This is a genomic window from Pseudomonas sp. XS1P51 (assembly GCF_054897845.1).
The window spans coordinates 640,977-661,728 of record NZ_CM142707.1 but is presented as its reverse complement, the minus strand read 5'-3'; the positions used below and the strand labels follow the sequence as shown (position 1 = coordinate 661,728).

Genomic DNA, 20,752 nt, shown 5'->3' with positions numbered 1-20,752 from the left:
CATCAACCCGAATCCCCGTCAAGGGGCCAGGCCGCTTACCTGAATTTCGGAGACTTCACCGGTCGCTCGGTCGGTCACGACAATGGTCAATTGGCCGGAGTCGTCGATGACGTTGACGATAAAAGCGTCGGTGGTCAGGCTCCCCGTATTGCCCGCAGAGATGTTGTCCAGCAATTGCCCCAGCAACCGCGACTGCAACTGACTGGTGAACCGCTCCAGTGCTGAAGTCCCGGCCGCGGCCGTGCGTTTCTTCAAGTCAGGATCGTCGTAGTCGTTCTGTGCCTGGGCATTGTTGAGCAGCCAGGTCCCGTTCAACGGGTTGCCGCCAAACGACGGGTTGATGGGCGTGTAGACCAGCTCCGTGGCCTGGACCAGGCCGCAACTTCCGAGCCCGAGCAACCAGATGCCCGCCAGTGAAAGCCCGGGGCGCTGCGAGATTGTTTTCGTTTTCATAATTCGTCCCTCTCAAGGTCCGTTGTGTCCTGCAACAAGGCTTCCAGCTTGCGCTGGACAATCTGTCCGCGAACCCAGTCGGCGGCGTCATAGGCCTCGTCCTTGAGCTCCACGGTGTTCGGCGGCAGAAAACGCCGATAAACCAAACGCTGCTGATATTCCACGGTGACCAGGGCGCCCCAGCGAGCCGAAGGTCGTTCGCGCACCACCAGGTTGAAATCCATCGGGCTGGTGGCACGCAGGCGTTCACTGAACGAGTAATAAAAGTCGTGGCCGATGTGCGAGATCGTGTCATCGACGATAAAACCCATCATTTCGTCCTCTTCGCCGGCCACGGCAAAAGGCGTCGTCAGCAGCAGGATCAAAGCCAGGCACCAGCTGTTCATGGCATCACCCCTTGCGCAGCCCGGGACGGACTTTTCGGTCCGGACGCGCCATCGAGGAAGGCCTTCTCGGCCACGAACTGCCAGTCCTTGTAACTGGCCATGCCGGTGAAGTCCGACCACTGACTGGGGAAGTCCGCCTGCTTGAGCGGCTTGTCCGTAGAGGGGCTGTACAGGCCGGTGATGCGTCCGTCGAAACCGCGCATCAGCATCCATTCGCCGCCACCGATCGGGTCCAGGTACAGCTGGCGAATATGGTGTTTGGCATTGGGAAAACGCTCGTCCTGCAACAGGTCCGCCAGTTCTTTCGGGTACTGGGCCAGGCCCGGCGAACTGCGGTAGTAGCTGCGCAATGCCTGGGCATACTGGGTACCGACCCAGAGCAACTGGCGTTCGCGGTCCCGGCGCGAAGCGGTCGACCACAGTTCGCCGGCACTGGCCAGGCCCATGCCCATCAGCATGATCAGGAACAGCACGCCCAGGTACGTGAAACCGCCCTCGCTCGAAGGCTTACCACTCGGAATAAAGGCTGCCATCACGCGCCCTCCCTGTGGCTCCGCTTTTGATATCGGCGACCCCGCCCGGTACACCCTCAGGCGGCGCGACCAGAACCCAGAGGTCCTTGCGTTCGGCAATCGGGTCCATCGGCGGGTTGCGCAGGTAACGCTGCTCCACCAGTTGCTCGATGGAATCGGGATAGCGCCCGGTATCGCCGTAGTAGTGATCCAGTGCTTCGCGCATCGCCGACAGGCTCTGGCGCAACGTGGTCTCTTTCGAGGCCTCGAGGCTGTTGAAATAGCGTGGCAAGGCGATGGTCATCAGGGTCGCGATGATTGCCATGACCACCATCAGTTCCAGCAGGGTAAAACCCTTTTCCCGACGCATAATTTCACCACTCCCGGTAGGCGATGCCGTTGAGGCCCTTGCCCCGGACCTGGGAATAAACGTCAAAGACGTCTTCGCCCTCCCGCGGGTTTTGAGCCGTGCTGTCATAGGAGCGCAAGCCCCAGCCGCCTTCGTCGTCACGCTTGACCGGTGCCAGCGGGTCATGGGGCACGCGCCGCAGAAAATAGAACTTGGCCCCCTTGGCGCTGCGCACATCGCGCACGCCTTCGACCAGCACTTTCAGGTTCGGCGGATAGCCGCTGCTGTTCAGCGACTTCTCGATGTAACCGGCGTCGAACGCGCGTTTGTAGGCATCGATGGCATCGCGAATCTGGTACAGCGCGGTGCGCAGTTCCTGCTCTTTGCCCCGGCGCACCACGGTCTCGGTCAGCGGCGCGGCCATGCCGGCCAGCAGGCCGATCAGGGCCATCGTCACCACGACTTCGATCAGGGTAAAACCGCGCTGGGAGGCGTTCATGATCAAGGCTTCCCGATAACGACTTGGGTGGTGGTGGAAGCAACCGGCCGATCGATGTGCTCGTTCTGGATCGGCGCTTCCATCCGCCGGTCCGGCGCCTGGATGTGCATGCTGGTTTCGGTGCCGGTGGGGAACTCCATGTCCGACGGGCTCTGGTAAGGCAGGTTGCGCACGATCCGTGGCGTGATCGACAGCACCAGTTCCGATTTGCTGACATTGTCCTTGTTGCTGCCGAACAACCGGCCCAGCCCGGGAATGTCGCCAAGGCCAGGGATTTTGTTGCCGGTAGCGCCATGGTCGTTGCGCATCAGGCCGGCCAGGATCTGGGTTTCGCCGTCATGCAAACGCAAGGTGGTCTGGGCGTTACGGGTGTCGACCTGAACCGGAATAGTGCCCTGACGGGTCGGCTCCAGCGGCGTGGCGTTACTGACTTCCAGTGCGATCTTGATCGCCACTTCGTTGTTCAGGTGCACGGTCGGCTGCACTTCCAGCTTCAGGCCGACGTCCAGGTAAGTGACGCTTTCGGTGATCACCGGGCCCTGGGTCGACGGCACAGAAGTGGCGCTGATGATCGGTACCCGCTGACCAATGTGGATGCGCGCCTGTTCGCGGTTGCTGACGCGAATCACCGGGCTGGCCAGGGTGTTGATATCGTTGTCCTGGGCGTTGATCTTGAGCTGGGGCGATGGGTTGATGGTGATCCGGCTGGAGTCGATGCCTTTGAGCTGGTTGAGCAGCGACACCGGGGAACCGTCGCTGTTGACCACGCCGAAGGTGTTCGGCCATTGCAGGCCGAGGTCGAGAATCCGCTGGGTGGCGACTTCCATCACCTCCACTTCCAGCACCACTTCCGGGTTGGACTGGTCTTGCGACTGCATGAGTTTTTCCGCCATGCGGATGGCGTCTTCGGTGTCACGCATGGTCAGGGTGTTGAGGCGTTCATCGACAAACACGTCGCGGGTCTTGAGCATGGTTTTGATCATGTTCAGCGCGGTGTTGGCATCGATGCTGGTCAGGTAAAAGGTGCGCATCACCAGCTCTTGATAATCCTTGAGCTTCTGCGGTGAGTCCGGGTAGATCAGCAAGGTGTTTTCGTTCACCACTTTCTGGTGCAGCTGGTTCTGTTGCAGCAGCAGTTCCACGGCGTCTTCGATGCGCACGTCACGCACGAAGATGGTGGCTTTCATGTCCGGGCGCAGGTCCTTGTCGAAGATGAAGTTCAACCCGGCAACCTGGGACAGCACTTCGAAAATGGTTTTCAGGTTGGCGTCGCGAAACTCCAGGGTCACCGGCCGGTCCAGGCGGGTGCGCAGCTGTGGATACGGGATCACGTTGCGGCTCTGGACCAGACGGATGTTGCTTTGCAGTTCCAGGGCACCTTCATTCTTCGGATCCAGTTCGAGGATCTGTTTCACCTGGCGGTCGGCGCCGTAGATGTCGCCGCGACGCAGGTCGCCACGGGCCAGTTCGAGCTTGTCATCCATGCTTCGCAGGTAGTCGAGCTGACGCATGGCGTCCTGGGCGCGGCGGTTGTTCGGTTCGATGGTGAGCACCCGGCTGTAACTCATCCGTGCCGCGGCAAAGTTGCGGCGCGCACGATCGGTGTCAGCTTCGGTCAACAGTGCCGTAATCGCCTTGGCGCGGGCGGTATTGAGGGCCATGTGCAGTTCGGTATCGCGAGGGTTGTCGCGCAATCCCTCCTCGATACGCGCCAGGCCGGCTTCGTATTGTCCCTGCTCCATCAGCTCGGACGCTTCCTCGTTGGCGACCCGCGCGGAACTGCACGCGGCCAGCCCTGCACAAAGGCAGACGAGGCCCATCAGCAAACGGAATCTGTTCATTGCGTGCTCCCCACAGACAAGGTCTGGGACAAATGCAGAGGCAGGTAGACAAAGCTCAGTTCCACATCGGAAATGCCCTCGATCCGCCAGGTTTCGTCGATCACATCCCCTTTGCGCACGACGTATATTTTTTCGCCGTTCTGCAAAAACACTTGCAGGTCGGAACGGTCATCCAGCCTGCCGATGAACTGGAAGGGCATCGGCGGTGCAGTGGGGGCTTGCACCACCGGGGTCGCGTTGACGGGTTGTTCGATGACGGCGGCGAGCTTGGGCGCAGCCTTCCAGCTGCGGGCAGCGAACAGGTCGCCCGCCGGGCTCAGGTCCTTGACCACCGTCGGTTTGCCAGCGGCGGGCGCGGACTGCAGCGCACCTCGGGTTTTGCTTTTGGTCGGGGTGGTCACGGCGGCGACGGACGCATCGTCCTCCTGCGACGGCATGAAGTAATCGGGCAACCAGGTCAGCGCCGCAGCCACGCCGAAGAACCCCACCCAACCCACTACGCGTTTGGTATTCATCATGACCTCGACAGATAAAGGGTCATGCGGATCCGTCCGGTCAGGTCGGTGTCGGCGATCTTTTTACGCTGGAACTCCACGTCCTCCACCACCACCGCCGGCAACTGGCCAAGCAAGGCATGCAGGAAGCGCCGCAGTTGCGGGTAGCTGCCGCGTACCGGCAGCAGAATCTGATAACGGGCCAGGTGCGTCTTGGGGTCGATGCCCAGGGAGTATTCGCCACGGGCCAGGGTGATGTGTTCCTGGGCGGCCAGCGCGTAGATCTTGTCGATGGCCACGGTGGCCTGAGGTTGGGACGGCAACTTGCTGCGGAAATCGTCGAGCTGACGTTGCGGCACCACCGGCGCGGCGACACTGCCGTCTTCAACCCTGGCCAGGTACTCGCCGGCTTCGCGGGTCTGCTGGCTGAGCTGTTGCAGCGACTGCCAGTCCGGCATCAGGCCCGCCAGGCCATACACCAGCGCCAGCAGCACCATCGCCAGCCCTGCCAGACCGGGCATGCCCAGGCCTTGCAGGTATTCGTGGACGATCAATCTAGGGATTTGCATCGCCAATCTCCCAGGTAGCCGACAAGTTGAATTGCACCGGGTGTTCCGGCACGTTGGCGACGATTTCGTGGCTGAGCAGCGACACATCGGACAGCTCGTCGCTGGCTTCGAGGCTGCGGTGGAAGTCGAGCATGGCTTCCAGGTCCTTCGCCTCGGCGCTGATCCGTACCTGGCCTTTGCGGGCGTCCGGGGTCAGGGTCAGCAAGGCAATGTTCTCGCGCGGCATGGCTTCGAGCATGGCGAACAGGCGTTCCCATGGCCGACGCAGTTGCTGGGACACCTTGCGCATTTCGGCCAGGTTCTGTGCCTGCTCGCGGGTTTCTGCCGGGGTCAGGCCGACCTTGGTCCCGGTGTCGCCGGTGAGTTCACGCTGGGCGTGTTGCAGGTGGCCCTGCTGTTGCGCAGCCTGTTCACTGAGGTGCTGCTGAACGAAGAAGCAGCCCAGCGTCAGCACCACGCCACCGGCCAGCAGGCTCCAGCCCAATGGGCCCGAGCGGCGGCGCGGCTGGAAGTCGAGCATCAGGGCGCGCATGTCAGGCCACCGCCCGGGACATGACGTACAAACCATCGCGTACGGCTGTCCGGTCCTCTTCGAGGGTGCGCAACTGCACACCGGGTACGTCAGGCTGTGCATCGAGACGCGCTGGCGCATGCAGGTAAACGCTCAGTGGCCGTTCGCTGGTGGAGGCCTGCAGTTGGCTTTCGCGGCCGATCAGCGCGGTCAGTGCGGCATCGCTGTCGCTGGTGCCCACCGAACGTACCGACGTCCAGCGCCCTTCCCGCGCCAGCAGCAACACACTGCGCACCGGCTCGGCGACGACAAACAGGAAGTCGCCGGCGTCGAGGCTTTTATCGAAGTGATTGAAGGCGGCCATCAAGTACGGTTGCACCGACCGCAAGCGCAGGCCACGGCCGCTGACCAGGCTGCGCAGGCGCGCCAGCAAGTCTTGCGGCAGCGCGGTGGCGATCCGGTCGTAGCCTGCCGGCTCGGCCGAGAGCACCAGGCTCCAGGGTTGCGTCGGTACGCCGTAGAGGTCTTCGAAACACAGCTGGGCAAACCCGAGCAGTTCGTCGGGGCTGCTGATCTGCTCGCTCCAGGGCACCAGGCAAAACCGGCTGAAGTGCCCGGAAATCACCACGCTCAATTCGACACCGGGACGGGTGTGTTCGGCCAGCAAATGGTCGAGGGTGTCCAGGGCCACGGCCCAGGCATGGAAGCCTTCGTCGATAAAACCGACGCTGCCCAGCCACAGGGTTTCGCTGCCACGGCGCTGGCCCAGGCCGACACCACTGGCACCGAGCACGGCGACAAAACGATCACGAGACAAAAGTGACACGATTGATCTCCTCGAGCGTGGTACGCCCTTCCTGCACCAGTTCCAGGGCCGACTCGCGCAGCAGGCGCAAGCCACGTTTGCAAGCGTGTGCCTTGATTTTCGAAATGGGTTGGCGCTCGACGATCATCTGCCGCAGTTCGTCGTCCAGGTGCAGCAGCTCGGCAATCGCGGTCCGCCCTCGGTAACCGGTGCCTCGGCAATGACCGCAGCCTTTGCCGTGGACGAAGCGGTAGTGATCGACCTTTTGCGGATCGAGTCCCGAATCGCGCAGTTCTTCGTCAGTCGGGTTGCTCGGCGCGCTGCAACTGGCGCAGACCAGGCGGATCAAGCGCTGGGCCAGCACGGCATTGAGGGCGGAGACGAGGCTGTAAGGGTCGATTTCCATCTGGGTGAACCGGCCGATCACGTCGAACACGTTGTTGGCGTGGATGGTGGTGAACACCAGGTGACCGGTAAGCGCCGATTGCACGGCGATCTGTGCGGTGTCGGGGTCACGGATTTCACCGACCATGATCTTGTCCGGGTCATGACGCAGGATCGAGCGCAAGCCACGGGCAAAGGTCAGGCCTTTCTTTTCGTTGACGGGAATTTGCAGCACGCCCGGCAGTTGGTATTCCACCGGGTCTTCGATGGTGATGATCTTGTCCACGCCGTGGTTGATCTCGGTGATCATCGCGTACAGCGTGGTGGTTTTGCCGCTGCCGGTGGGGCCGGTCACCAGCACCATGCCGTAGGGTTCGGCGGCCAGTCTGCGGAGCTGGCGCAGGGTTTCGTCTTCGAAGCCCAGGGCTTGCAATTGCACGCCGCAGACCTTGTCCGCCAGGTCCTGTTTGTCGAGCACCCGCAGCACCGCGTCTTCACCGAAAATGCTCGGCATGATCGACACCCGGAAGTCGATCTGCCGGCCGCTGATGCCGATCTTGAAGCGACCGTCCTGGGGCACGCGTTTTTCGCCGATGTCCAGTTCGGCCATGACTTTGACCCGGGAGATCACCTGCTCGGCGAACTCGCTGCCCTGGATCTTGCTGATGTTGTTCAGTACGCCGTCGATCCGGTACTTGATCACCAGGCCGCTGCCGGTGGTGCCCAAATGGATATCGCTGGCGTGCATTTTCAGCGCGTCGTACAGGGTCGAGTTGACCAGTTTGACGACGACACTGGCGTCTTCGCTGATGCTGGTCAGGGACAGGCTTTGCAGGGTATCGATTTCGACATTGGCGTCGGCCTGGGCGTTAAGCGACTCCACCGCGTGGAAGCTCTCTTCGTGGCGCGCCAGATAGGCTTTCAGGTCATCGGCATGCACCAGGTACAGCGGCGCGCCGTGCAGGCAATCATCGATCCAGGCCAGGCGCGAGGCATCGAAGGGGTCGGCAAACACACCGATGACCGCATCGTCGTGGCGCAGCAGGATGAATTCGCGCTTGAGGCATTGGGCCAGCGTGACCCGATCGAATACCGGGGTGGCCTGGAACAGGTTGTCGGTGTCGAGCACCGGATAATGCAGGGTAGCGCCGAGGCACTGGATGAAGGGCATGGGGGCCAGTTCGCACAACACCCCGAGGGCTTCCAGGATCCGTTCGCCGGAACTGGCGGCCCGGGACCGTGCCTGGGCCAGTTGCTCACTGGAAAAACGTGACGGTACACAGTCCAACAACGCCGGTTCGACGGCAAGGGATAGACGGTCCATGGCATGCTCTCCAACGCCGGGGGCTTAAAGCCCTGTCGACGCGGCGAGCAATTACGGCGGTGCCGGAACGTCTTGTCGCGCCACTACTCCCCGGTGAGCAATTGTTCGTCGTCTGGTGCCTTGGAAGTCGATGTACTTCGTCGACGATCTGCCAGCACCCAACTGCCGTCGTACAACTGCAGCGGGAAACTCTCGGTCCTGCTCTGGCGTCGTTCGACAAAACCTTCGGAAGCGCTCATGCCTGCTTTGGGTTCGCGCTCTATCCCCAGAAGGTCGCAGACTGCCCGGGCCAATTCCGCCAATGGAAACGGTTTGAACAGGATATGACTGACTCCAAGTTGCCGGGCCCGCTCACAGACTTCAGCGGTCGGGTGCCCTGTGATCAGTACAAAATGACACTTCCTGTTCTGGCGGACAGCATCGAGCACCTCAAAGCCTTCCATATCGGGCAAGCGGTAATCGAACACCATCACATCAGGTGCAAACTGTTCGGCTTCACCGATACCCGTCACACCGTCATGTGCAATCCGGACGTCCAGCGCTTGGGCCTGAAGGTAATCCTTGAGGTTTTCGGCAAGGAGCTGTTCGTCTTCGACAACCAGTACTTTGTTTAACAAGGTGGACTCCTTGAAACCGCAGGTCCGATGTTTCAACCCTGGGAGTGCGCGCCTTACTGAGGCTAACGCACACTTCATGCCAGGCTGAGCGCCGGTTTTTTCACCACTGCATGTGTTTGATTTTTATGGAAAAGCCTTTTCGTCCAGGCACCCCGTCCCCCAAAGGCGGGGAAGCACACGGATGAACCCTGAAGCTTTCCCCCATTATTGGGGGGGAACCTTCAATCATCGTCAATCCGTTCGATCCGGTTGCTTGCCCGCAGCTGTGCCAGAACCTGTAGACGAGCCTGGGCCTGTTGCTGTCGGGCAAGGTAAGCCCGGACCATTTCAAGCCCCTGCTGCTCTGAGACATCGGCCGCCTCCAAGTGGTTCTGTACGTAGATCAAATGCCAGCCAAAAGGCGTGCGTACCGGTGCACTGACAGCCCCCGGCGCCAGGGCAAAGGCTGCCGCTTCGAACTCAGGCATCATGCGCCCGCGAGGAAAGGACCCCAGATTCCCGCCTTCGCTGGCGGATGCATCTTCGGAGCCGGCCCGGGCAACGCTGGCAAAGTCTTCACCCTGGCTGATTTTCACACGCATCTCCTCTAAGCGTAGTCGCGCGGCTTCGACTGTGGAAGCGTCTGCATCCTTAGGCACTTTGATCAGGATATGCCGGGCCTGGACTTCCTCGGGCCGGCTCATCTCGGCGCGATGCTCTTCGTAGAAGGCGCGGACCTGTTTTTCGTCCGGCCCGGCGACCTTGGTCAGGTCGGCGAACACCTGCCGGGCGGCGAGTTCACGGCGGGTGTACTCGATAAAACCGGCGTCGTCGAAACCGGCGTCTTCCAGGCGCCGGGCGAACTTCTCGGCACCGCCGATGGCCTGCCGGGTCTGAGCGACCTGGTCTTGCACCTCGGCATCGCTGATCACCACCCCGCGCTTGACGGCTTCCTGCCACAGCAACTCCCGGTCGATCAACGCGTCGAGGGCGGCCTGGCGCAGTTGCTTGTACGCCTTGGGATTACGAATGTTGCCCACGGCGCGCCCCTGATCTTCCAGGTATTCGGCGAAGTAGCGCTCCAGGCGAAATTCGGAAATTTCCTCGCCGTTGACCCGCGCGGCGACCGGGCCATTGCTGCAAAACGCCACGGGGATCCACATCGTCAGCAGAATCAGCAGAGTGTTGAGCTTCATGATCGGCCTCGCGTCAGGGGGTAGCGGCAATGGGTTTGTAGGGGGCGACCAGATAAAAACGCTGGTCAGGCAGTTCCACGGTGACGATATGCGCGCCACTCAAGCCCAGGCGACGGCCCGGACCGAAGCTGATCAGCGGGGTCAGCCCGGTTTCAAAATCATGCAGGCCTTCCAGGGCACTGATCAGTTTCTCGCGACTGGCGTCCCGCCCGGCCTGCTTCATGCCTTCGCTGAGCAGCAGCATCGAACTGAACGCGCCGACTTGCAGCACCGCGTGCTGACCGCCGAGCCCCTGATGCTCGCGCAATTGGGTCAAGGCCAGGCGCCCGGCCAGCGTCCAGTCACTGGGCACGAACGGATAAGCCAGAAACACTCGCCGGGAAAACCCGCTGGGCACCTGCAACAGGTCACCCCCCACCTGACTCGACGTGGCAAACAGGTAAGGCACCTGCCCTGCCGTCTGCAAGCGCTCGGCGAGGCGACTGAACCCGCCGCCGCTGCCCAGGTAAAACACCGACCGCGAGCCCAGCGGCAGCTCGTCTTGCGCCGAGTCGTAGGCTTGCAGACGCACCTGCTGCCAGGCGTGATCCTGCAAGTACTGGCCGAGGTTCTGTGCCGCCAGCCGTTGGCTCGGCTCATCCGGATAGGTGATCAGCGTCGGCCCCTGAAGCACCCGCAAGCTGTCGGTGGCGTAGTCGGCCAAGGCGATCAGTTGCTCGCGCAACCCCGGCAGCGGCTCGAAAATCTGCCGACTGGCCTGGGCCGGCCCCAACAACGACAGCGGCCCGATCAGCGCAATACCGGCCCGCTCCAGGCGCGCGGCCAGGTCCGAGCCCAGCGCCGGTGCCAGCGGCGCGATCAGGGCGAACACTTGTTCCTGCCCGATCAACCGGTCCAGCGCCCGTTCGGCACTGGCGCGGTCGGGCCCCGGATCGAGAATCGTCAGGCGCAACTGCCGGCCATGAATCCCGCCCGCCTCGTTGATCCGCACCACGCTGCCCTTGAGCACCGCCGCCACGGTAGCGCCCTCCTCGCTCAACAGCCCATGGCTCGGCAACAAGGTGCCCAGGTGCAGACTGTCCGGGGTCAGGCCGGGGTCGCGGTCATCGGCCAGACGCTTGAGGTAGGCCGTGAGGTTGCGCTGATCATTCATCGACAGGACAAATCGCGGCATCGCCGTGTCCAGCCGATTGTTGCCGGGATCACGCCCTTCCTGGATGGCCCGCGCCAAAGTGCCTTCGGTGTACGCCGGATAATTGCGGCCATTGATTTGTTGCTGGCCGTAAGTGCTGGTCAGCCGCGACCAGCTCAGATTCGGCGGTCGAACCCCGCCTTCGGGCCGTCCCAGGCCATCGTCGCCGTGGCAGTTGGCGCACGGCAGGCTGGTGGCCGGCAGCAACATCCCCGCCGCGCCGACCCGGGCCATGATCGGCTCACCGCTCCCGGACACGCCCTCGCGATACAGCCGTTTACCGGCACTTTCGCTGGGGCTCAGGGGCAACGCGTGGGCGGCAAGGCTGATGCCGCCAACGAGTAGCAGGCCGAGGACGAGTAAGGTTTTCATGGCGCGGGCTCAACGACCGACCACGGGCATTGTCAGCAACTGCAAACGCTGGGCAATGGCGGCGGCCGGGGCATCGGGGCGAATTTTGCTCCAGCGTTTGTTGGCCACGTCACCGACGATCAACTGGGTGGAATGCTGTTCGGGGGTCGGCACGATCTGGCCGATGCGGCTCAGCACAAGGTCCATCTGCGCCTTGTCACCCGTGAGAAAAAGCCAGTGGGGCCCATCGACGCCCTGTTTCAAGGTGTAAGCCTTGAGCACCGCCGGGGTGTCCCGCAGCGGATCACTGGTAAGGGAGATAAAGGTGATGCCGTCGGCCTTGTCGCCCAACACTTCGCGAACCTCCTTGAGCTTGCGGGTGATCAGTGGGCAGGCATCGTTGCAACTGGTGAAAATCACGTTCAGCAGCACGATGCGGTTTTGCAGCGCATCGCTGTAGAAGCGCAGCGTCTGGCCGTTCTGGTCTTGCAACGGCGTGTCGGTGAACCAGGTTTTCGCATCGCGCGTTCCTGTGGCGGGCTGGGCGGCCGCCACCGTAGGCGCGGGCTCTTCGTGCCCTTCGTGGGAAAACGCCATAAAACTGATAATACAAAAGCACATTGTCAGGAAGATCAAAGCGAGGGCTTTCATGGCTGATGCTCCATGGCAATGGCAGTGTGCTTGGCGTGGACATTGCGCTGGCCGCTGAGTTTCTCTACTTCACGGGTCAGCACGGTCGGGTCGGTGAAGCCGTAATAGCGGGTCCAGTGACGGCTGTTGCCGTCCCCCACCAGGATCAGCGGCTGATGACTTTTGAAGTCACCGCTGAACGTGCCGAGGCCCTTGAGGGTGTCCTTGATCGACTGCGAGCTGCCAGTGAGCCAGCTCCAGCCCGGCCCGTTCTGGAAGTTGCGGGCATAGTCATTCAGGCGTTTAGCGTCATCGCGCTGGGGGTCGATGCTGATCGACACCAGTTGCACCTCGGTGCCGACCCGCGCCCCAAGCTGTTTCTGCACCTTGCCCATGATCGACGACACCACCGGGCACACCGTGGTGCAACTGGTGTAGATGAAACTCATGACCACGATCTTGTCGGTCACCAGGTCTTTTTCCAGGCGTACCGGTTTACCGTTCTGGTCCACCAGCGCCACGTCGGCGAACTTGACCTGGGCGCTCTCCGAACTGGCGCTCTTGGCCGGCATGTCGTGCCCGGCGTGTTCATCCGCCGAGTGCGCCAGGGCCTGGCCGATACCGACAGCCAACAGGTAGAACATCAGCAGTCCACGGTGTACGAATCGGTTCATGTCGATTTCCTCTTCAGTGGGCATCGCCGGGGATGACCCGGACGCTGGCAAAAGTCTTGTCGTCGAAACTCGCGCCGAGGGATGCGGCACGCACGTGCAGGTACCAGGCACCGTTCTGGTCGAGGGTCACCGGGGCTTCATAAACCCCGTTGCCGACTTCCAGTGCGGCGACGGCCTGAGCCCGGGAAGTCGGGGCGCGGAAGTAGCGCACCTGAACGTCCTTGACCCCACTGCGCTGCGCTTTCTGCTTGCCCTCGACGATGCGAAAGCGCACCACGTAAGGACTGCCGAGGGCGGCCGTGGACTTGTCGAGCATGAACTCCACCTTCGGCATGCCCAGGTGTGGGTTCAGATTTTTGTCGGGCTCAACCAATGCCGTGAAGCAATGGATGATGTTCGGCTGATTGAGCAGGAACGCCACGTCAAAACGCCCGGCCGGCGGCAGTTTGATCCGCGCGCTGTACAGCCCCGGCTCGACTTCGCGCAGGCTGCGGTCGATGACCATCGCCGCGCGCGCCACTTGCCCGCGATTGGGGTAACCGGACATCGGCGCATTCATGCCTTCAGCGTAGAAGTAAGTGGTGTTGTCCACCGGGTTGACTACAAAGACCGCGTTGTCGTCCCGCGACACCGCCAGGCTCGAGGCCAGCGGCAAATCACCGGCCAGCCGTGGTGCCTGGGGCCCGGCTTCGAAACCCTGGCTGATCGGCGTGCGGCCCTCACCCAGCGACGACAGGTTGATCATCGTGACCTTGGCCGAGGCCAGTCCACGCACGTAGGCGTAGGCTTTGGTGAAGACCACTTGATAAGGTTCGGCAGACACGTTCAGGTCATGGATCAACGCATCGGTGGCCGCGTCGATCACCGAGGCCTGGTTCTCCAGGGTATTGAGGACGATGCCGAAGCGACCGTCAGCGCTGAAGCCCATCGGGCCGAGGCCCTGCTTCACCTTGATCACCCGGCGCACCGCCAGGCTGGCGCTATCGACCACCGTCACCGTACCGTCCTTGCCATCGGCCACATACACCGCCTGGGAGAGCGAAGAGTACGCCACCGACAGCGGGTGCGAACCGGTCTTGAGTTGCTTGCTGATGGTCAGGCTGGCGATGTCGATGATGCTCACCGTGCCGTCGTCGCGGTTGGTGACGAAGGCGTAACGGCTGTCCTTGCTGAAGGCGATTTCGTGATGCCCGGCCCCCGTGGCCAGGTGTTTGAGAGGCTTGAGGCTGCGGGCGTCGATCACCGTGACCCCGGACTCCGCAGCCGCCTTCGCATTGTTGCCGACCCACAGCAAACGCTCGTCCGGTTGCAACACCACCCGCACCGGGTTGCTGCCGGCGGCCACCGAGTCGATCAACTTGAACTTTTCGCTGTCGATCACCGCCACTTCCCCGGCGGTCGGCATCGAAACGAACACCCGCTTGTTGTCCTTGGGTGTCACCCAGTCCATCGGGGGTTGCTTGATGTCGATCCGGGCCATGGTGCTGGTGATGCCGCCGACGGACACCGATGGATCGACCACCGAGACGCTGGCATCACGATTCATCACCAACAGGAAGTAGCTGTTCAGATCGAGCAGCGGCCGCGCACCGATACTCGATTTGAGAAACACCCCGACCCGTGACTTGCAACTGCGTTCGCGACCCTGGGCCTGGTCGGCGGCAACGGCTTCCGGGTCCAGCCAGGCGCCGGGATTGACGCCCGACAAGGGCTGGCCCGAGGCGCTGTCATTGACCCGGAAGCGCACGTCGGCAAACTCACCTTCGCGCAGTACGCCGTCCTCGGCCAACGGCCGCACCTCCAGCGCCACCGACACCCCGTCACGCACCAGCGTGTTGTTGCTCCAGGTGTTGGGCAGCGCCACCTCGCTGAGCATGTCCGGCGGCGTCGTGCGCCATACCCCCAGCCAGATCAGCGCCACCCCGACAACCAGCGCACAACTGGCCACTTTGATGGTCCTGTTCATAATGCATCTCCCCTTCAGATCTGTGTCTGCTATGGCTCAAGGTGCCGGAGCCGGTTCAGGTTCATTGGTCACCCGCAGCAATCCCCACAGCCCGGCGGTGTTGCCGTAGGCGCCGTAATCGCGGAACAGGTAGTCGCCCGGTATGGCGTTGCTGCCCCCGGCGCTAGGGTGCATGAAGCTGAAGTGCGCCGCCGGCAGGATGCTTTCGTGGGCGCCGATGTACATCGACATCGGGTTGTAGCCGAACCGCACCGAACCCACCCCGGGTGTACTCATCGGATAACCACCGGTATCGCTCTTCTCCGACTGGAACGGATTGACCGACCAGACGTGACCATCAAGCTGGAAGGTCGTGCCGCGGCTGCCGCCGGTGGGCATCATGATGTGGGTGCGGAACGGTTGACCCGGTTTCACATACAGCACCGGCGTCTGCGGATCGCCCCCCACCAGCGCATTGCTGTAAGCCATGTACGCGTTGGGCACGTCACCGTAACCATGGCCGTCGGCGTGACCGAACGGCGCATCCGGCGCCAGACCGAAGCGGAACCACAGCGGCTCGGCCTTGTAGTTGATGGCCATGCTCGAGTTGTCCTGTGGATCGGTCGGCACGCCCAGACCTTCCGCGGCAATGCCTTCTACTGGCCGGCCGTTGGCCCAGCGGATGTTCAGGGCTTTCTGCCAGACCATCGCGAAGTCACGGTAGGGGGTCTGCCCCGGGGCGGTGACCGTCGCTGTCACTTTGCGCGCATCGTCAACCCAGGTCGCGCCGATCGGCAGGATGCTCATTGCACCACCCAGGCCTTTTTGCGGCTGTTTGATGACGTCCGCCGGGGTGAAATTCAGCCCGCCGAACTCCACCGCCGTGGCGTTGATGTTGTCGACACTGCGACCCAGTTGCGTGATCGGCTTGCCTTCACGCTCCAGGTGCCCGGCGTAGTACTGATAGGTACGCGTCGGGTATGCACCGACGTTACCCACCCGCGGTGGCACGGTCTGGATCGGGTTGGCGCCGACGTTGGCGCCGTCGGATTTAGTGATGTCATACGCCAACAGTTGCGCGTGCAGGCCAACGTGACTGGACGGCCGCATCAGGTTATTGCTGAAGGTGGTCGCGCCCAGGCCGCTGTTGCGATCACGCTTGACCATGCCTTGCATCACCGCCGTCTGAGTCAGGTCCGGCATAACCATGGGCAGACGGTTTTCCAGGGTGATGTTGATGCAATCACCAGCCGCCGCGCGAAGTACCAGCGGTTCGACAGGCACACCGGGTTTGAGCTTGCCGGTGATTGGATCGAGGTCACCCTTGCGCACGTACAGGATCGCCGTCGGGTCATGCAGCGGCCCGCTTTGCCCGCCGATGGTGAAGGTTTCGCCATCTTCAGGATCGGTCACAGTGACCTGCGGAATGCTCACGGTCCGCGAGTTGAACACCAGGGTGCCGCCCGCCGGATTCAACAGCCCGCCGACATGTTGCCCGAGCCCCGCCGAATCACCGATGGACAGGTTCAACGGATTGCCGAGGATGTCGTTGGCCAGTGCCGCGACCACTTCATAGTTGCGCTGCACGGTTGGCCGGGTGCCGATGCCATTGGGGTTGGCGCCGATTCGTGGGCAGGTGCCTTCAAACGCCACGGTGTTGCGCATACCGGCCGGTTTCGGGTTGTTCGGCAGCGCGAACAGATCGCTGCGCTGGGCGGTGTAGTTGCGCATCACCCCCCAGATCCCGCTCCAGTAACCTTCCAGCGAAGCGTCCATCGAGTACAGGTAATCACCCGTGGTCGCCGCCGAGCTGGACATCATCGAGACGGGCGCAATGAAGCCCATCTGCTCGGAGATCCCGATCATCTGCGACGCACGCCAGCCGGAGTTGGAGCTGTTGCCGAAGCCGGAACCGCTTTGCAGCCACTTCACGCCGTGCAGGGTCACGTTGTGCTCTTCTTCGTGACCACCGGCATGCACCCGCAGCCGCACGTTGTCACCGGTGTAGGTGCGCAGCATCGGGGTGAACGGGTCACCCGGCTCCGCGCCGCCACGGTTGATGTGCGGTGGAAACAACGTGGTGCCGCCAGTTGGGCCCGTCGCTGCGGTGACCAGGTTCGGTGCCAGGTTCATCGCCGGGATGGCGCGGTCGGTACGGCTTTGCATGGCATAGGCCAGGTCGCCGCCGAGGCCGTCAGCCTGCATGCCGCGCTTGCCGTCCGGGCCGACCTTGTTCGGGTCGTACACCCGCAGGGCCAGCGGTTCGTTGCGGTAATTGACCACGAACATGCCCGGATCATCCACCGAGATCGCTTGCGGGCATGGCCGGCTTGGGCAACCGGGAACCTGTCCGCCCTGAACTTCGACGACCCCTTCGAGCAGGGTACTGGCGTTATTGCGCACCGGCGGGTTGATCGCGTAGCGGAAGCTGTCCGCGGTGGCCGGGAAGGCTTGTGGATTGGGCACGCCATTGGGGCCGGCGCCGACGTACACACCGGCTTCATAGGCATGCTGGAAATCGCTGTACTCAAGGAAGAACTCACGGAAGCTGTCGTTCTTGCCGTCACCGTCCAGGTCACCGGTGGACACCACCGCCTGCCACGAAGTCGGCCCGCCGTCCTGCCGCGCGCCGCTGTACAACGGCTCGCCGGTTTCGGCGTGGAACCAGGTGGAACCGGCCGGCTCGGCCAGCACGGTGGCATACAGACCAATCTGTTGGTGGGTCGATGGGCCGAGGTGGTCGTGGGTGAAAATGGTCCCCAGGCCACGATCGACACCTTTGGCGTTCACCACCGGATCGACAAACCAGCGCTGCATCGCCGTACGCGCCCCGACCCAGTCGGCCCGACCGTATTGACCGAAGAACGGGTGAGTCTTGGCTTTCGGGCAGGCCGGCGTTCCGTCACGCGGATCGGTGCCTTCGCATTGGTTGAACTCACGGATGGCGTGGATGCGCTCTTGCACCGCACCAGGGGAAAGCACGCCGTCTTCGTAGTTCCAGCCGTTGGCCGAACCGTCGGCCGCCGTCAGATCCCATTTCGGCAGGTGAATGTGCTGGCCGATCACATCAGTCGGTGTGCGCACCTGATAGTCGTCCATCTCATAGATGGCCGGTACCAGGTTGGTTTGCTGGTACTGCACACAGTCGAAGGTGTTCATGCGCATTACCAAAGGCTCTGGCGGACGCTGCTTGGTGATCACTGGCCAGGCGTCTTCCCACAGGGCGAGGATGCGCGCTTGCGGGAAGTGGTAGCCGACCTTGTTGTACACCGCGTCGAACTGGATGTTCGCGGCTTTATAGATGCGCGGGCGGTCGGCGGTGAAGGCCGAGGAACCGGTGAACGACATGCCGTCGAGCCGTTCGCCACTGGCAAACTCGCCGGTGCCTGCACTACTGCTCAGGCGTTTTTGCCGGTCATCCATGCACGGTTCGTAAAACGGGGCGCCGGCCATTGGCAATGCGCCGTTGGTGCGGAAATTGCGCGCCACCACTTGATTACCCGGCAGCACGGCAAAGCTTGGGTGGTCCTTTTTGGCGTGGAAGGCCATGGCCGCCTGTTCGACTTCAGTGCCCTCTTCCGGCAGGTAAAGCGGTTTGGCGCGCGTCACTTCCTTGGAGAAATCCAGCGACGTGGTAACGGTGTGCGCCTGGCCACCGGAGGAGAAACCGTCCAGGGAATGACGCCCCAAACCGCCGTCCCAGCCACCGGATTGAGCCGGGTCAAGGTTGGCCCACAAGGCGTTGCCGCTGGTTTTCAAGGCCTGGGCCGTGGTGGCGTCAAGCATGTCCAGCGGAGGAGTCGGCGGACGTTGGCCGACCGAACTTTCCATGCCGCCGATCCAGAATGGATAGCCCGGGTTTTTCAGGCTGCCGTCGGCATTGCGGTTGGCTTCGCTGCGATCCACCAGGGCCAGGGAACCGATGGCCTGAGCACCGCCGTTACTGCCATGGTGTTCACCGTCGTCATCGCCATCTTCATCGTCGTCATCACTACCGGCGACCAGGGTCTCGCCGATTTTCGGCACGACCGCGACCTTGCCCGGCATCGGCGCCATGGCTTTGCCCGGCAGCGGAACGACGGCTGGAATCGGTGTACCGGCAATGATCTCGCCATCGGGCAAGGCCCGTGCGCCCGCAGCCGGTTTACCGCTGCGCAGTGCATAAGGTTCGCTGTGGAAACCGTCGTCACCCTGCTGGGACACCTCAAGCTTAGTGCCTTCTTCAAACACATCGTGAACCCGCCACATGCTCCACATGCCTTGGGCAAAGTGCGGGTAGAAGTGGCAGTGGTAGATCGCATCGCCGGCTACGCGGTTGCGGTTGCCCGAACCGCCGTTGGCGATTTCATAGGTGTAGCCGGCACCCGGGCCAATGCCCTGGGCGTCCACATAGTCGGAGTTGTCGTCGTTGGGGTTGAACAGCCACTGATGCCCGTGCAGGTGGAAAATGTGCTGCTCGTGGCCGTTGTGGGTGTTGCGGAATTTGACGAAGTCACCGATGTAGCTGTGGTTGACGTTCGACGGCTCGGACGGGTACAGCGCCATGGTCGCCTTGACCCCGACCTGATCGGCGCTCGGTACCTGACCCGGCAGAATGCCTTCCAGGCCGGCGTTGGCCGGCACGTCCACCAGCATCGCAACGTCGCCGACAGTGTGGGAACTGAGGAAGAATTCTTCATAGGCGCAGGACAGGCAATCGTGCATCGGCCCGACGCCCAAACGGTTGGCCACCACTTCGGCACCCATGCCGCCGGAGCCGTAGTTGATCATGAACGAGTCGCGGGTCGGCTCCAGCACGTGGGCCATCACCGGGTCCGCCCAATAGGCGGGGAATGCCTGGGTCGCAGCGGTTTCATCCTGGAACTGGGACGCGAAATCGCGGAACGGCTCCAGTCGATTGGGGATCGCCGGGTTGCGTTTGCCGATGGCTTCCAGCGGATAGGTCGACGGCGGGAAGCTGCCGTCGGCGTTGCTGCCCATGACGATTGCGTCGCTCTCGCTGGAAATGATTTCATTGCCATCGACCATGCTGATGATCGGCGTGCCGGCCTTGCCTTCACGGATCCATGGCTCGCGTTGCGGGTAGCGCGCCTGATAGTCGACGATCGGCTGACCGGCCGGGGTGCGACCGACACTGGCCAGGCGCATTTCTTCTTCGGTCACCGTATTGCGATAGGTGCGGCCGCCCTTGGGCACCACCACCACCTGGCCGAACAGCCCGTTGGCCACGTTACCCGCATCCCCTTCACCGCCGAAGGTCGCACCACGGCTGCTGGCGGCAAACGCGCCTTCGCGCTCGCCGTACAAGGTGTAGGAACGGGTGGCACCTGGGGCAATCAAGGTATTGGCATTTCGTCCGGTATACGAAGCAATGTCGTCGATACTGTTGACCGCTTGCATGCCGTTGACCTGGAAGCCGACGTGGCGGTCGGTAACCTGCTCATCGACCTTGAAGTCGTCCGCGTTGCCGATTTCGACTTCCCCCTCAATCTCACCCTCTTCTTCCTCCCCACTCTCGTGACTGCCAGGATTCGCCTGGTAAGCCAGCAGGTTCTGCAGGTTGATGGTCAGGCAATCACCGGCGGCGACACGCAGTACCAGCGGCCGCGGACGCTTGTCGGGCCGCAGCGACACTTTGCCCGGCACCGCCGCTCCGCCCAGGGCCAGGGACCGGTCATGGTCGTCGACCACATCACGCCGCAAGGCGAACATCATGCCATTGACGTTCTGCGCGCCGAGGCGGTTGAACATCAGCGGCTGATCCAGTGCCACGACGTTGGCCACCAGGTTGCGTTCGCAACGCAAGGCAGCCTCGGCCAGCTCGATGCCAAACATCGACGCCACTAGCAGCAGGAACTTGAAAAAGGACTGAGCGTGTATGCCGGTCATGATCACGGGCCTCGCTGTGGGTGCTCACAGAGAATAATTCTCGACAAATCCCTTTGAGCAATCCGCATGCCATAAATAATGTATTTGTTTTTCAATCATTTACTTAAACGACTTGATAACTCCGGGGATATTCCCCACCCATTCCCCACTTT

18 protein-coding genes are annotated in these 20,752 nt (G+C 62.5%); all 18 read right to left on the bottom strand.

The features are described 5' to 3' along the window. Positions 1-18: 18 nt before the first annotated feature. The 18 genes from ACYZUD_RS03165 to mnxG all read right to left on the bottom strand — a co-directional run bounded on the left by ACYZUD_RS03165 (position 19) and on the right by mnxG (position 20,600). Entirely contained in the window at positions 19-453 is a 435-nt protein-coding gene (locus tag ACYZUD_RS03165; protein WP_462022565.1) for a curli assembly protein CsgF, read from the bottom strand. Further along, positions 450-839 carry a curli production assembly/transport protein CsgE gene (csgE, locus tag ACYZUD_RS03160; protein ID WP_462022564.1) on the bottom strand — a complete coding sequence of 130 codons (390 nt, stop codon included), beginning with the start codon at positions 837-839 and terminating at the stop codon, positions 450-452. The genes ACYZUD_RS03165 and csgE overlap by 4 nt, the downstream gene beginning before the upstream one ends. After that, a complete protein-coding gene (locus ACYZUD_RS03155) occupies positions 836-1,372 on the bottom strand; it encodes a type II secretion system protein (protein ID WP_462022563.1) in 537 nt (178 codons plus the stop codon). The genes csgE and ACYZUD_RS03155 overlap by 4 nt, the downstream gene beginning before the upstream one ends. Further along, positions 1,347-1,721, bottom strand: coding sequence for a type II secretion system protein (locus tag ACYZUD_RS03150; protein WP_462022562.1), 375 nt, complete (start codon positions 1,719-1,721; stop codon positions 1,347-1,349). Before ACYZUD_RS03150 ends, ACYZUD_RS03155 begins: the two co-directional genes overlap by 26 nt. Positions 1,722-1,725: 4 nt before the next feature. After that, entirely contained in the window at positions 1,726-2,199 is a 474-nt protein-coding gene (locus ACYZUD_RS03145) for a type II secretion system protein (RefSeq protein WP_462022561.1), read from the bottom strand. Positions 2,200-2,201: 2 nt separating this feature from the next. Then, positions 2,202-4,040 carry a secretin N-terminal domain-containing protein gene (locus ACYZUD_RS03140; RefSeq protein WP_462022560.1) on the bottom strand — a complete coding sequence of 613 codons (1,839 nt, stop codon included), beginning with the start codon at positions 4,038-4,040 and terminating at the stop codon, positions 2,202-2,204. Further along, entirely contained in the window at positions 4,037-4,555 is a 519-nt protein-coding gene (locus tag ACYZUD_RS03135; protein ID WP_462022559.1) for a hypothetical protein, read from the bottom strand. The genes ACYZUD_RS03140 and ACYZUD_RS03135 overlap by 4 nt, the downstream gene beginning before the upstream one ends. After that, positions 4,555-5,103 carry a GspMb/PilO family protein gene (locus ACYZUD_RS03130; RefSeq protein WP_462022558.1) on the bottom strand — a complete coding sequence of 183 codons (549 nt, stop codon included), beginning with the start codon at positions 5,101-5,103 and terminating at the stop codon, positions 4,555-4,557. The genes ACYZUD_RS03135 and ACYZUD_RS03130 overlap by 1 nt, the downstream gene beginning before the upstream one ends. Beyond that, complete coding sequence (locus ACYZUD_RS03125; protein ID WP_462022557.1) at positions 5,090-5,635, bottom strand: PilN domain-containing protein; 546 nt, start codon at positions 5,633-5,635, stop codon at positions 5,090-5,092. The genes ACYZUD_RS03130 and ACYZUD_RS03125 overlap by 14 nt, the downstream gene beginning before the upstream one ends. A 1-nt stretch (position 5,636) precedes the next feature. Continuing rightward, positions 5,637-6,440 carry a hypothetical protein gene (locus ACYZUD_RS03120; RefSeq protein WP_462022556.1) on the bottom strand — a complete coding sequence of 268 codons (804 nt, stop codon included), beginning with the start codon at positions 6,438-6,440 and terminating at the stop codon, positions 5,637-5,639. Further along, complete coding sequence (locus ACYZUD_RS03115; RefSeq protein WP_462022555.1) at positions 6,421-8,127, bottom strand: GspE/PulE family protein; 1,707 nt, start codon at positions 8,125-8,127, stop codon at positions 6,421-6,423. Before ACYZUD_RS03115 ends, ACYZUD_RS03120 begins: the two co-directional genes overlap by 20 nt. A gap of 83 nt (positions 8,128-8,210) precedes the next feature. After that, positions 8,211-8,744 carry a response regulator gene (locus ACYZUD_RS03110; RefSeq protein WP_462022554.1) on the bottom strand — a complete coding sequence of 178 codons (534 nt, stop codon included), beginning with the start codon at positions 8,742-8,744 and terminating at the stop codon, positions 8,211-8,213. 221 nt (positions 8,745-8,965) lie between these two features. Continuing rightward, positions 8,966-9,919 carry a peptidylprolyl isomerase gene (locus tag ACYZUD_RS03105; protein WP_462022553.1) on the bottom strand — a complete coding sequence of 318 codons (954 nt, stop codon included), beginning with the start codon at positions 9,917-9,919 and terminating at the stop codon, positions 8,966-8,968. A 13-nt stretch (positions 9,920-9,932) separates the two neighbouring features. Then, entirely contained in the window at positions 9,933-11,483 is a 1,551-nt protein-coding gene (locus tag ACYZUD_RS03100) for a cytochrome c/ABC transporter substrate-binding protein (protein ID WP_462022552.1), read from the bottom strand. A 9-nt stretch (positions 11,484-11,492) separates the two neighbouring features. Next, positions 11,493-12,113: an SCO family protein gene (locus tag ACYZUD_RS03095; RefSeq protein WP_462022551.1), complete on the bottom strand. Its 621-nt coding sequence runs from the start codon at positions 12,111-12,113 to the stop codon at positions 11,493-11,495. Then, the gene (locus tag ACYZUD_RS03090) at positions 12,110-12,766 is read right to left on the bottom strand and encodes an SCO family protein (RefSeq protein ID WP_462022550.1); all 657 of its coding nucleotides are present in this window, start codon (positions 12,764-12,766) and stop codon (positions 12,110-12,112) included. The genes ACYZUD_RS03095 and ACYZUD_RS03090 overlap by 4 nt, the downstream gene beginning before the upstream one ends. 13 nt (positions 12,767-12,779) lie before the next feature. Next, complete coding sequence (locus ACYZUD_RS03085) at positions 12,780-14,732, bottom strand: YncE family protein (RefSeq protein WP_462022549.1); 1,953 nt, start codon at positions 14,730-14,732, stop codon at positions 12,780-12,782. Between the two features lie 36 nt (positions 14,733-14,768). Further along, on the bottom strand, positions 14,769-20,600 hold the full coding sequence (mnxG, locus tag ACYZUD_RS03080; protein ID WP_462022548.1) for a manganese-oxidizing multicopper oxidase MnxG: 5,832 nt from the start codon (positions 20,598-20,600) through the stop codon (positions 14,769-14,771). Between the last annotated feature and the right edge of the window lie 152 nt (positions 20,601-20,752).